10 protein-coding genes are annotated in these 12,385 nt (G+C 43.2%); 9 read left to right on the top strand and 1 reads right to left on the bottom strand.

What is annotated here, in order from left to right:
* Positions 1-28 precede the first annotated feature (28 nt).
* The 7 genes from J3P37_RS21430 (at position 29) to J3P37_RS21400 (ending at position 8,783) form a co-directional block, all read left to right on the top strand.
* Complete coding sequence (locus J3P37_RS21430; protein ID WP_256013777.1) at positions 29-490, top strand: DUF4268 domain-containing protein; 462 nt, start codon at positions 29-31, stop codon at positions 488-490.
* 9 nt (positions 491-499) lie between these two features.
* Positions 500-904 carry a hypothetical protein gene (locus J3P37_RS21425; protein ID WP_256013774.1) on the top strand — a complete coding sequence of 135 codons (405 nt, stop codon included), beginning with the start codon at positions 500-502 and terminating at the stop codon, positions 902-904.
* A 94-nt stretch (positions 905-998) separates the two neighbouring features.
* Complete coding sequence (locus tag J3P37_RS21420) at positions 999-2,918, top strand: ABC-F family ATP-binding cassette domain-containing protein (RefSeq protein ID WP_256013772.1); 1,920 nt, start codon at positions 999-1,001, stop codon at positions 2,916-2,918.
* Positions 2,919-2,953: 35 nt separating this feature from the next.
* Positions 2,954-4,252 (top strand): type IX secretion system plug protein, encoded by a 1,299-nt coding sequence (locus tag J3P37_RS21415; RefSeq protein WP_256013771.1) that lies wholly within the window; start codon positions 2,954-2,956, stop codon positions 4,250-4,252.
* 153 nt (positions 4,253-4,405) lie between these two features.
* A complete protein-coding gene (locus J3P37_RS21410; RefSeq protein WP_256013770.1) occupies positions 4,406-6,007 on the top strand; it encodes a peptide chain release factor 3 in 1,602 nt (533 codons plus the stop codon).
* A 53-nt stretch (positions 6,008-6,060) separates the two neighbouring features.
* Entirely contained in the window at positions 6,061-7,848 is a 1,788-nt protein-coding gene (gene lepA / locus J3P37_RS21405) for a translation elongation factor 4 (RefSeq protein WP_256013769.1), read from the top strand.
* 53 nt (positions 7,849-7,901) lie between these two features.
* Entirely contained in the window at positions 7,902-8,783 is an 882-nt protein-coding gene (locus J3P37_RS21400; protein WP_256013768.1) for a bifunctional 5,10-methylenetetrahydrofolate dehydrogenase/5,10-methenyltetrahydrofolate cyclohydrolase, read from the top strand.
* Between the two features lie 163 nt (positions 8,784-8,946).
* Here the strand turns inward: J3P37_RS21400 and J3P37_RS21395 are convergent, their stop codons facing one another.
* Complete coding sequence (locus tag J3P37_RS21395) at positions 8,947-9,384, bottom strand: hypothetical protein (protein WP_256013766.1); 438 nt, start codon at positions 9,382-9,384, stop codon at positions 8,947-8,949.
* A 162-nt stretch (positions 9,385-9,546) separates the two neighbouring features.
* On the opposite strand from J3P37_RS21395, the gene J3P37_RS21390 reads away from it, so the two are divergent.
* A complete protein-coding gene (locus J3P37_RS21390) occupies positions 9,547-10,170 on the top strand; it encodes a 7-carboxy-7-deazaguanine synthase QueE (protein ID WP_256013762.1) in 624 nt (207 codons plus the stop codon).
* A 43-nt stretch (positions 10,171-10,213) separates the two neighbouring features.
* The gene (locus J3P37_RS21385; RefSeq protein ID WP_256013759.1) at positions 10,214-12,115 is read left to right on the top strand and encodes an OmpA family protein; all 1,902 of its coding nucleotides are present in this window, start codon (positions 10,214-10,216) and stop codon (positions 12,113-12,115) included.
* Positions 12,116-12,385: the final 270 nt, after the last annotated feature.

Below are 12,385 nucleotides of genomic sequence, written 5' to 3'. Positions count from 1 at the left end.
AAACGAAGCTATCTACAAAAATCAACTCATGTATACCAAAGACCAGGCATCGCAGATCAGAAAAGAATTTTGGACTACCTTTGGCAATTACATGTCCATGTCTCTGTCTGCCGAAGGCTTAAAAACAAACTGGCTCAATTATAAAACCGGCTTAAAAAACGTATACTTCAGGTTAGACGCTGATAAAACCAGGGCATCTGTTGCTATAGAAATAACACACGCGGATCCTGGCATTCGCGAATTGTTTTTTGAACAGTTTACAGAACTTAAATCCCTGTTAAATGGTTATTTAAACGAAAACTGGGAATGGGAATTAAATTCACAAGATGAAAACGGAAAAATTATAAGTAGAATTTATAAAGATTTGCAAGGAGTTAACGTTTACAATAAACAAGACTGGCCAGCTTTAATTTCGTTTTTTAAACCACGGATTATTGCTCTCGATGAATTTTGGAATGACGCGCAATATAGTTTTGACAGCTTAAAATAAAATCAAATAATGAACATCAGGACGCTAAGACAAGGAAGTCTCATAAAAATCAGCCCAAGGGAAAACGAAGAAGGGCTGTTAGCGATTCAGGAAATACAGAAAGATAATATTATCGGCGAAATGCTTGTCCCCCGGCAAGGTTATCATTTCCGTATAAAATTCTATGAAATTATGCCCATTGCAATCACAGAAAAATGGCTCGAGAAGGCTGGCTTTATAAAAAACAGCGACAATAACGGCCAATGGAATACTCCGGACAACAATATCGGCTTCCATTTTACCGAGGGAGGCGAAAAAAAATTCAGCAGTAACGGTGTCTTAATTGGCTCTCATCCTGTAGAATTCGTCCATGAGCTTCAGAACGGATATCAGTTTTTAACAGGAAAAGACCTTTCCATAGACATTTCAAGTTAAATTTTAACTGAGTAATTCCAACTTATTACTTAACACCCAATACTTACGACTTAAAACTTCCTACTTACTACTTAAAAAACGTAAATTCGCAGCTGTGATTGCGATTAACAACCTTACGTTCGAGATTGGTGCCAGAGCATTGTACGACGACGCGAACTGGCATATTAAACCAGGTGAAAAAATTGGCCTGATTGGAGCTAACGGAACTGGAAAAACCACTTTACTAAAGATCATTGTAGGTGCCTACTCGCCTACCAGCGGAACCATCTCAATGGCGAAGGACCTGAAAATAGGCTACCTTAACCAGGATCTTCTTTCTTATCATTCCGACAAAAGCATCCTTCATGTTGCTATGGAGGCTTTTGAACGTCAGAATCAACTTCATACTGAGATCGAAATTCTTCTTAAAAAGCTGGAAACAGACTATTCCGAAGATATACTTCATAAATTAAGTGACAAACAGCATGAGTTTGAGGCTCTTGACGGATACAATATTGAATTCAGGGCTCATGAAATCCTTGCCGGTTTAGGTTTCAGCGAGGACCAGCAAAACCGTCCTCTCGCTGAGTTTTCCGGAGGCTGGAGAATGCGTGTAATGCTTGCCAGGATACTTCTTCAGGCACCTGACATATTATTGCTGGATGAGCCGACCAATCACCTGGATCTACCTTCTATTAAGTGGCTGGAAACTTACCTTCAGGCTTTCGAGGGTGCAATAGTTATTGTTTCACACGACAGATATTTCCTTGACCGCGTTGTAAACAAGATAGTTGAATCGCGCAAAGGAAAATTGATCCCATATGCAGGAAACTACAGCTTTTACCTGGAAGAAAAGGCCCTGCGCGAAGAAATTCAGAGCGGGCAATATAAGAACCAGCAGGCTAAGATTCGCCAGGAAGAACGTCTTATTGAACGGTTCAGGGCGAAAGCCAGTAAAGCTAAGATGGCGCAGTCGCGAATTAAGGCGCTTGAAAGGATGGAAAGGGTTGATGACGTCGATGATGACAATCCTACGGTTAACTTTAGCTTTAAATTTAGCAAGCAATCAGGGCGCCATGTTGTCCGGATGGAGCATGTGAACAAATCATATCCTGGTCTTGAGATTTTGAAAGATGCCCATGCAGTGATCGAAAAAGGTGACAAGATTGCCCTGATCGGAGCTAACGGGCGCGGTAAATCAACTTTGCTTAGGATAATCGCCAGAACCGATAAGGACTTTACAGGCCTTGCTGAAACAGGACATAATGTAACAACTACGTTTTTTGCGCAACATCAGCTCGAATCCTTGCATTTGGAGAATGAGATCCTGCGCGAGCTTCAGGCATTTGCGCCGAAACATACCGAAACAGAGCTCCGTTCGATCCTGGGCTGCTTTCTCTTCACAGGTGACGATGCCTTTAAAAAGATCAAGGTCCTGTCTGGAGGTGAGAAATCAAGGGTTGCCTTAGCCAAAGCCTTAACCGCTGACGCTAACTTTTTAATCCTGGATGAGCCTACCAACCACCTTGACATTCAATCGGTAAATATCCTGATCCAGGCCCTGCAGCAGTTTGAAGGAACATTTATCGTGGTTTCTCACGACAGGTACTTCCTGGATAATGTTGCTAACAAGATCTGGTACATTGAAGATCAAGAAATTAAACAGTATCCTGGCACTTACCAGGAGTATGAGGAATGGGCCTCTAAACGCGTGGTTTCAGCTACTAAGCCAGCTCCGGCTCCTCAGCCTAAAAAAGAAGAGAAGCCTAAAGAAAAAACTCCGCCTTCCGAGGACAAGAGCAGGCAACTGAAAAAACTTAATCAAACCCTCCAGCAGCTTGAAGAGAAGATCACTACTTTAGAAAAGGACCTACAACGTTGCGAAATAGAACTTGGTGACGAAAGCTTATATGCTAACCCGGCCAAACTGGCGGAGGTAAATGAACGTTATCAAAAAACCAAAACGGAACTTCAGGCCGTGCAGGCAGATTGGGAGGCTCTAGCCGAACAAATTATGGAACTGGAGAGCGCTTAAGGCTTCGTTAAACGTTCACAAGGTATCAAAACGATATGAAATACGGCTCCATTGTTCTTTTATTGCTCATAAATATTACCTGTCTGGCCCAAAAGCGAAACAAACAGGCTCCCTCTGGCGGAACTCCCGATCAGAAGCTGGTCTATGCCGACTGGGTTTATGTGCCGCAAATAAGAACGATAGAGTTTTATAACCGAAGTAAAGAGCAGTCACTCCCCGTAATAACTCTGGGCTCGAACGATGAATTAACACTGGCTTTTGATGACCTAAGGGCGGATAGCCGCAATTTCTATTATACCATTGAACATTGTGACAACCAGTGGAACAGCAGCCGTCTCTCTCCTATGGATTATTTAGAGAACTTTACTGAAGACAGGATCAACGACTACCGTTTCTCTTTTAACACCCTCCAAAAGTATACACATTACGAACTGATCCTTCCGAATTACAGCGTGAAACCTAAAATATCGGGTAACTACCTTCTCAAAGTTTATGAGGATGCCGACCAGCGAAAACTTATCTTAAGCCGCCGGTTCTTTGTGGTCGATCCAAGGGTCAGCATTATACCCGAACTTACTGCATCAAACCAGGTGGCCAGCAGAGAAAGGAATCATAAGATTAACTTCTCGGTAAATCACCAGCAGGTGGCTATTCAAAATCCCTATCTCGATGTTAAGGCTTTGGTGATGCAAAACGGAAGATTTGATATCTCTGTTTTTGCAGACCGGCCAACCTTCGTCAGGCAAAATCAGTTATTGTACAACGACATCCGCACTTTTGACTTTCCTGCCGGAAATGAGTTCAGGCACTTTGATATCCGTAGCCTGCGATTCCAGTCTGAACGGGTGGCCCGGATTACACGCGATTCCATTAATACCGTTCAGCTCATCCCCGACCCCATCCTCAGCAATGCAGGATATACATTCAACTACGATGAAAACGGAAGTTTCTTTATCCGGAACCAGGAAGGGCGGGACAATCGTACCGATGCAGACTATGCGCATGTAAACCTGATCCTGGCCTCGGAACCTCCTTCAGAGCAGGGAGAAGCTTACGTAGTTGGCAAATTTAACAACTACGATCTAAAGCCTGAGAATCGCTTAACTTATGTTCCCGAAAGAAAATACTTCATTGGCAGCATGTTTGTAAAACAGGGCGTTTACGACTACCAATACGTTTGGGTCGACCGCACAATACCAAAGCCAGTAGTGGACCATACGACATTCGAGGGCTCCTTTTATCAAACCAATAACACTTACCAGTTTTTCTTTTACTACCGTAAACCGGGAGCACGCTGGGACGAACTTCTGGGCTATTCGGAGTTAAAACGATAGTTCAAAATCTTATATCTATTTATTACCTTTGCAGGCGCAATGAAGAAAAACCAATCTGCATATTTATATCCAGTTTTATATCCACTAAGTTTCTTCTAATACCTTTATTTTCATTATAATAATACCTTGCGCTTCGTCGTACATTAAAATATCATGAGCATTCATCCCGAAATAGAAAAAAGAAAAACCTTTGCGATCATCAGTCACCCCGATGCTGGTAAAACCACATTAACAGAGAAATTTCTCTTGTTTGGTGGAGCAATTAACACCGCCGGTGCCATTAAAAGGAATAAGGCTAATCAGAATACTACCTCCGATTTCATGGAGATCGAGAAGCAGCGTGGTATATCTGTTGCTACTTCGGTGATGGGTTTTGAATACAAGGGTAAACGTATTAATATCCTGGATACTCCTGGTCACAAAGACTTCGCCGAAGATACCTACCGCACGCTCTCCGCAGTGGATAGCGTTATCCTGGTGGTCGACAGTGTTAAGGGTGTGGAAGAGCAAACACAGAAACTTATGGAGGTTTGCCGGATGCGTAACACCCCGGTAATTATCTTTATCAACAAGCTTGACCGCGAAGGGAAAGACCCTTTTGATTTGCTGGACGAACTGGAAGATATCCTTAAGATCAGTGTATGCCCGCAGTCATGGCCTATCGGTCAGGGATATACCTTTAAAGGAGTTTACAACATTCATGGAAATCAGCTGAACCTTTTTGAGTCAGATAAGAGCAAGGTTACCGAACCCGTTATCCAGGTAAAAAACCTGGAAGACGACTTATTGAAACAATACCTTGCAGAGAAACCTCTTGAGAAATTAAAAGAAGACCTCGAACTGGTTGAAGGAATATATGGCGAGCTCGACAAAGAAATGTACCAGGAAGGCTTACTGGCGCCTGTATTCTTCGGCAGCGCCATCAATAACTTCGGTATCCGCGAACTATTAGACACTTTTATCAGCATCGCCCCCAGCCCCTCACACCGCGAAGCTGAAACAAGGGACGTTAAAGCGGACGAAAAGGCTTTTACTGGTTTCGTATTTAAAATACATGCCAACCTCGACCCGAATCACCGCGACAGGATTGCCTTCCTGAGGATATGTTCTGGAAAATTTGAACGTAATAAGTTCTACTACCATACCCGCCTGGATAAAAAACTGAAGTTCTCGAATCCTATGGACTTCATTGCCAATGAAAAAAGCCTCGTAGAAGAAGCCTGGCCTGGAGATGTAGTAGGTCTGTATGATAGTGGAAACTTTAAAATTGGCGACACACTGACTGAAGGCGAAAAGCTTCAGTTCAAAGGAATTCCTAGCTTCTCTCCCGAGATCTTTAAAGAGGTGGAGAATCGCGACCCTATGAAAACCAAACAATTGGAAAAAGGGATTCAACAACTTACAGAAGAAGGTGTTGCTCAATTGTTTATACAGCAACCCGGTAACCGGAAGATCATCGGTACGGTTGGGGAACTGCAATTCGAGGTGATCAGTTTCAGACTGGAACAAGAGTACGGCGCCAAATGTGCTTTTCGTCCGCTCAACTTTAAACGCTCCAGCTGGATCACTTCCAAAGACAAAAAAGATCTGACAGAGATCATCTACAGAAGAGGCTCAAACATTGCCTACGACAAAGACAACAACGCCGTATTCCTGGCAGATAATGACTGGGTGATCAATACGGCGAAAAGGGATTTTCCTGAAGTAGAGTTTCATACCACATCAGAGTTTAACCGAAGAAATCAGGATGCTTAAGCCCGAAAAATAATGACATTTTTATCCTCCCAAAAAACTATCTTTGCCGTTCAATGAAGCATATTCGTAATTTTTGCATAATTGCACACATCGATCACGGAAAGAGTACATTAGCTGATCGCTTACTAGAATATACCAAAACCATTACTCAACGTGAAGCTCAGGCCCAGTTACTTGATGATATGGATCTCGAGCGCGAGCGTGGTATCACTATAAAAAGCCATGCTATCCAGATGAACTATCAGTTGGATGGACAGGATTATGTTTTAAACCTGATCGACACTCCCGGACACGTAGACTTCTCGTACGAAGTTTCCCGTTCTATCGCCGCCTGCGAAGGTGCGCTATTGATCGTTGATGCCGCTCAGGGAATCCAGGCTCAAACAATTTCTAACTTGTATCTTGCACTGGAACACGATCTTGAGATCATTCCTATCCTTAATAAAATGGACCTTCCCGGCGCAATGCCAGAGGAAGTTAAGGATCAGATCATTGAATTGATCGGTTGTAAACGTGACGATATCATACCGGCATCTGGTAAGACCGGCATGGGCGTTTTTGATATTCTCAGAGCGATCATCGAACGCGTTCCTGCTCCAGTGGGTAACCCTGAAGGAGAACTGCAGGCTTTGATCTTCGATTCAGTTTTCAACTCATTCAGAGGTATCATCGCTTACTTCAAGGTTGTGAACGGCGAGATCCGTAAAGGCGATAAAGTAAAATTCGTAGCTACCGACAAAACGTATATTGCGGATGAAGTAGGTACTTTAAAACTCCAGCAACAACCCAAAGACGTAATAAAAACGGGGGACGTTGGATATATCATCTCCGGTATCAAAGAAGCCAGGGAAGTAAAAGTGGGTGATACGATCACCCATGTTGATCGCCCCTCTAAAGAAGCCATTCAAGGTTTTGAAGAGGTAAAACCGATGGTTTTTGCCGGCATCTATCCTGTTGATACAGAAGATTATGAAGAACTTCGTGAAAGTATGCACAAGTTGCAGCTTAACGATGCCTCCATAGTTTTCGAACCAGAATCGTCAGCAGCCTTAGGCTTTGGCTTCCGTTGCGGATTCCTTGGAATGCTTCATATGGAGATCATCCAGGAACGTCTGGAACGCGAGTTCGACATGACGGTGATCACCACGGTTCCCAACGTTTCTTACAAGGCCTTTACAACTAAGGGAGAGGAAATTCCGGTAAATAACCCTTCCGATCTTCCCGACCCAAGTAAGATCGATTTCGTTGAAGAACCGTATATCAAAGCCAACATCATCACCAAATCAGAATTCGTTGGTCCGGTGATGTCTTTATGTATTCAAAAGCGCGGTGTTATAGTTAATCAGTCGTACCTTACTTCTGACCGTGTGGAGCTCGTTTTTGAAATGCCAATGGGTGAGATCGTATTCGACTTCTACGACAGGTTAAAAACTATTTCCAAAGGTTATGCTTCATTTGATTACCACCAGATAGGTTACCGCCAGTCAGACCTGGTTCGTCTGGATATCCGCTTAAATGCGGAGCCCGTAGACGCACTTTCTTCATTGATCCACAGAAGCAACTCTTACGACTTCGGTAAGAAGATCTGCGAAAAGCTTAAAGAGCTTTTACCTCGTCAGCAGTTTGAGATCATCATTCAGGCCTCTATCGGAGCCAAGATCATAGCCCGCGAAACGGTTAAGGCCCTCAGAAAGGACGTTACCGCGAAATGTTATGGTGGTGACATCTCCCGTAAGCGTAAGCTATTAGAAAAGCAGAAAAAGGGTAAAAAGCGTATGCGTCAGGTTGGAAACGTAGAAATCCCACAATCGGCGTTCATGGCAGTTTTGAAATTAGACTAACGAGCAGCTTGAATATAATTCAAGCTTAAACCAATATCAAAATAACATCTCTCATGCAATTACTTGACGGTAAATTCGTATCAGAAAAACTAAAAGAAGAAATAACGGCTGAAGCAGCTGCTGTATTGGCCAGCACTGGTCGTAAACCTCACCTGGTTGCTATATTAGTGGGCAACGACGGAGGCAGCGAAACTTATGTGGCCAGTAAGATGAAAAACTGCGAAAAGGTAGGCTTTAAATCTTCCTTGTTCCGTTACGATGACTCAGTGTCTGAAGAAGAGCTGCTTGCAAAAATCGAAGAGATTAACCAGGATGAAGATGTGGATGGTTTAATTGTTCAATTACCTTTACCTAAACATATTGATCCAGAAAAAGTAACAGAAAAAATAGACTACCGTAAAGATGTAGACGGCTTTCATCCGGTGAACCTGGGCAGGATGATGCGCAATCTCCCCTGTTTCATTCCGGCAACACCTTATGGAATACTTTTGATGCTGGAGGAATACAAAATAGAAACCTCGGGTAAACATTGTGTAGTAATAGGAAGAAGCAATATAGTGGGAAGTCCAATGAGCATTTTAATGGCTCGCAACGCTTTCCCCGGTAACTGCACGGTTACTCTGACCCACAGCCGCACAAAGAACCTGGAAGAGATAACCCGCTCTGCCGATATCATCGTTGCCGCTATCGGAAAGAAAAACTTTGTTACTGCCGATATGGTTAAAGACGGTGCCGTGATCATCGACGTTGGTATCAACCGCGAAACTTCGACCACTACAAAATCAGGCTACAAACTATACGGAGATGTCGATTTCGAAAACGTGGCGCCCAAAGCCTCCTGGATCACACCGGTACCCGGCGGCGTAGGCTTGATGACCATCATCGGATTATTAAAAAACACCTTAGCATCAGCTAAGAAAGAAATCTATAGATAATTATGGATGATGAGTTATGAATGATGAATGCTTGTAAAATTCATAACTCACAACTAATTACTCCCTCCTGTCCAGAGATCTCCGAAGGGTGTCTCTGGATTCATCAATAAAATAGATTATCCGGCTCGCTAAAAGCGCCCGGCAATCACTCGTAATCCTCATTTCATGACTCCAGATACTCCTCCGGTATCTTTTGATCTACCTTCTCATCATTCCACAACATCGAAACAATTTTCCAGTGCCCGTCAACCAAAATGTATTGAATGTGGTTAACTCCCCGCTTCCACGGTTCAGTATTTTCTGCTGTAAAAGAATATTCATACACACTTAATCGCTGGGCCGTTTTACCAAATACCTCTGTAATATCCGAAATTTCCTGCTGAGAATAAAAGCTGGCATTCCCCTCCTCAATCTGATGCATAAGGGCCTGGATATAACTCTGCACGGTAAACTCCATAGGTCTGTCAAAATTACTATTGATCAGCTTACCATCGCCGTAAAACAAGCTTTGCAACTGGTCATATTTTGGAAAATGTTCAGGATGAAAACAAACACATTCGTAAAAAGTACGGGTCAGATTATCTATTTCTTCGTTAGTCATATCTGGTTATAATTATAGCTCCGGAATAATCTAGAAATAATCTATAACGATTCTTTCAATTATTCTATAACTGCCATCTGCACAGATAAGTTTTATTCATTATTACACTAGACGTAGATTTAACCTTAGAATTTTATCTAAGTTTGCGGATTAATTTTTAAGATGTCACATCAGGTACCAGACGACGGAACGCAACTTCCTTTAATGGAAGAATTTTATACTATTCAAGGTGAAGGATTTAACACTGGTAAAGCCGCTTATTTTATTCGTTTAGGCGGATGTGATGTGGGCTGCCATTGGTGCGACGTTAAAGAAAGCTGGGACGCCGAACTTCACCCGCTCACACACGCTGATCTCATTGTCGAAAATGCCTCAAAGTTTCCTGGAAAAGCTGTAGTAGTGACCGGCGGCGAGCCTTTAATTTATAACCTCGATTACCTAACTGCCCAATTACAGCAAAAAGGAATTAAGACATTTATTGAAACCTCCGGCGCATATCCACTATCAGGCTCCTGGGATTGGATCTGCCTCTCACCTAAGAAGTTTAAAGCGCCCGTCCCTTCTATTGGACAGGCGGCTCACGAGCTAAAAGTAATCGTGTTCAATAAAAGTGATTTCGAATGGGCAGAAAAACATGCTGAGATGGTAGGTCCGGACTGTAAGCTTTATTTACAGCCTGAATGGTCAAAGTCCAAAGAGATCACGCCCCTCATCATTGATTATGTAATGCAAAATCCCAAATGGGAGATATCTTTACAGACACATAAATATCTAAATATCCCGTAACTTACTGTAACTTGAAACGCAATTAATACGTTTCAGATACAGTATGAAATTTATATGTTCCCTATTCCTTTGTGTTTTGTCGCTTTTTGCAACTGCACAACAGAATATCAGGTCAGCAAACAGAGGTGCACAACGGCATTACGACGATGCAAACCAACTCCTCACTTACAATCAATATGAAAAAGCTATCGAAGAGCTTAAAATTGCCGTAAGTATCGACAAGCAGTTTTTAGCAGCATATCAGCAGCTGGGCGACATATACAGGAGATTGCAACAATATCCGCTGGCAAAAAGCAATTACCTGCGCGTACTTGAAATTAACCCTGATTTTCATCCCGGCACATATTTTGGTCTCGCCGAATCAGAGTTGTACTCGGCCGAATACGAAGAAGCGTTAGCGCATTTTCGCAAATATGCAAGCTTTTCAAACTTACCGGAGAGCAGCAAAAAAATTACATCCAAATATATCGCCGACTGCGAATTCAGTTTAGAGGCTATTAAAAAACCGATTTCATTTAAACCACAAAACCTCAAAGAGGGAATAAATACCGCCGCAGATGAGTATCTGCCGGTTGTTACTGCGGACGAAGAGACGATCATATTTACGAGACGGGCCAATAATAACGAGGATTTTTACCAAAGCCAAAAAACAAATGCCGCATGGTCGCTTTCAAAAGGCCTGGGACCCAACATCAACACCACAACCTTTAATGAAGGAGCACAGTGTATTTCACCTGATGGTATGTACCTGTTTTTCACCGGATGCAACCGTCCCGACGGGCTGGGCCGTTGTGATATATACGTATGCAAACGTGAAGGCGGGGAATGGAGTAAGCCATTCAATCTTGGTCCTCCCATCAACACATCCGGATGGGAATCTCAGCCTTCTATAAGTGCCGATGGCCGAACGCTATATTTTGTCAGTGCCCGCGCCGGAGGCATCGGAGGCAACGATATCTGGAAGACCACCTTGCTAGGCAACGGCGAATGGACTTCACCTGTTAACCTTGGTCCCAACATCAATACGCCCTACGACGAACATTCACCGTTTATCCATCATGATGGGAAAACTCTGTATTTTGCGTCAAACGGATGGCCTGGTTTCGGCAAAAATGACCTCTTCATAAGCAGAAGGGATGAGTCCGGAAAATGGCTGAGCCCTCTTAACCTGGGTTACCCTCTTAACAATGCAGGAGAACAGAGCGGGCTAACCATTAGCTCCGACGGCCACACCGCCTACTTTGCTTCAAATATTCAGGGAGGCCTGGGAAACATGGATATCTATTCTTTTGAACTTCCCAAAGCACTCAGACCCGGTCTGGTCACTTATGTAAAAGGGAAAGTATTCGATGCGCACACCAAAGAACTCCTGGAAGCGACCGTAAAGATCTCCGAGCTGAAGCAAGATTCCTTAATCTTCGATGACCTTTCCGATATTACAAACGGCCAATTCCTGGCAACAATGCCAGCGGGCAATAAATATGCACTTTCTGTAGAAAAGAGCGGCTATCTGTTTTATTCAGAAAACTTTTCTCTGCTGCAAATGACAGCGAACAAGCCGTATTTGCTTGATATTCCTCTTCAAAAGATCGAAGCAGGCCGAATGGTCGTGCTTAACAACATCTTTTTTGACACCAACAAAGCCACAATCCTCGAAGAATCAAAGACTGAACTAAACCACCTTATCCGTTTCCTCAACAATAATCCAACCCTGTCCATCGAGATAAGTGGTCATACAGATAACACCGGAGACGATAAAGCCAACCAACTTTTATCCGAAAACAGAGCTAAAGCCGTACAAAGCTACCTAATCAGCAACAAGATCCCTGCCAGCCGCCTAAGCTACAAAGGCCTCGGCAAAAACGCACCAATCGCCGACAACACGACTTCGGAAGGCAGGCAGAAAAACCGCCGCACGGAGTTTAGGATAATAAAGCTTGATTGAGAGCTATAAGTGGCAAGCAATTTTTTGTTTCTGTCCAGAGAGGACAGGAAAGGTCTTGAAACTAAGCCCAAAGTTCACACACATTATGTTCCCCGTCATCCTGGATGACGATAGGCGTTAACATGCTTAGTCCCAACTTTTCAGCTTGATCCAATACTACTATCCAAAAGAAGCTTCTTTTAAAACAAAAAAGCCCGTTAGTATAACTAACGAGCTTCTGTTTTTAATAAAGATTTGGCACCGACCTACTCTCCCACATGTTACTGCAGT

This window comes from Desertivirga xinjiangensis, from assembly GCF_024436435.1.
Classification (GTDB): domain Bacteria; phylum Bacteroidota; class Bacteroidia; order Sphingobacteriales; family Sphingobacteriaceae; genus Desertivirga; species Desertivirga xinjiangensis.
The sequence above is the reverse complement of the archived record's forward strand: the minus strand, read 5'-3'. Positions and strand labels throughout refer to the sequence as shown.

Excerpts from the sequence above, each read along its gene's own strand:
- J3P37_RS21425 (WP_256013774.1), top strand. The coding sequence starts at position 500 with ATGAACATCAGGACGCTAAGACAAGGAAGTCTCATAAAAATCAGCCCA.
- J3P37_RS21395 (WP_256013766.1), bottom strand. The coding sequence starts at position 9,384 with ATGACTAACGAAGAAATAGATAATCTGACCCGTACTTTTTACGAATGT.
- lepA (WP_256013769.1), top strand. The coding sequence starts at position 6,061 with ATGAAGCATATTCGTAATTTTTGCATAATTGCACACATCGATCACGGA.
- J3P37_RS21430 (WP_256013777.1), top strand. The coding sequence starts at position 29 with ATGTATACCAAAGACCAGGCATCGCAGATCAGAAAAGAATTTTGGACT.
- J3P37_RS21415 (WP_256013771.1), top strand. The coding sequence starts at position 2,954 with ATGAAATACGGCTCCATTGTTCTTTTATTGCTCATAAATATTACCTGT.
- J3P37_RS21410 (WP_256013770.1), top strand. The coding sequence starts at position 4,406 with ATGAGCATTCATCCCGAAATAGAAAAAAGAAAAACCTTTGCGATCATC.
- J3P37_RS21390 (WP_256013762.1), top strand. The coding sequence starts at position 9,547 with ATGTCACATCAGGTACCAGACGACGGAACGCAACTTCCTTTAATGGAA.
- J3P37_RS21385 (WP_256013759.1), top strand. The coding sequence starts at position 10,214 with ATGAAATTTATATGTTCCCTATTCCTTTGTGTTTTGTCGCTTTTTGCA.
- J3P37_RS21400 (WP_256013768.1), top strand. The coding sequence starts at position 7,902 with ATGCAATTACTTGACGGTAAATTCGTATCAGAAAAACTAAAAGAAGAA.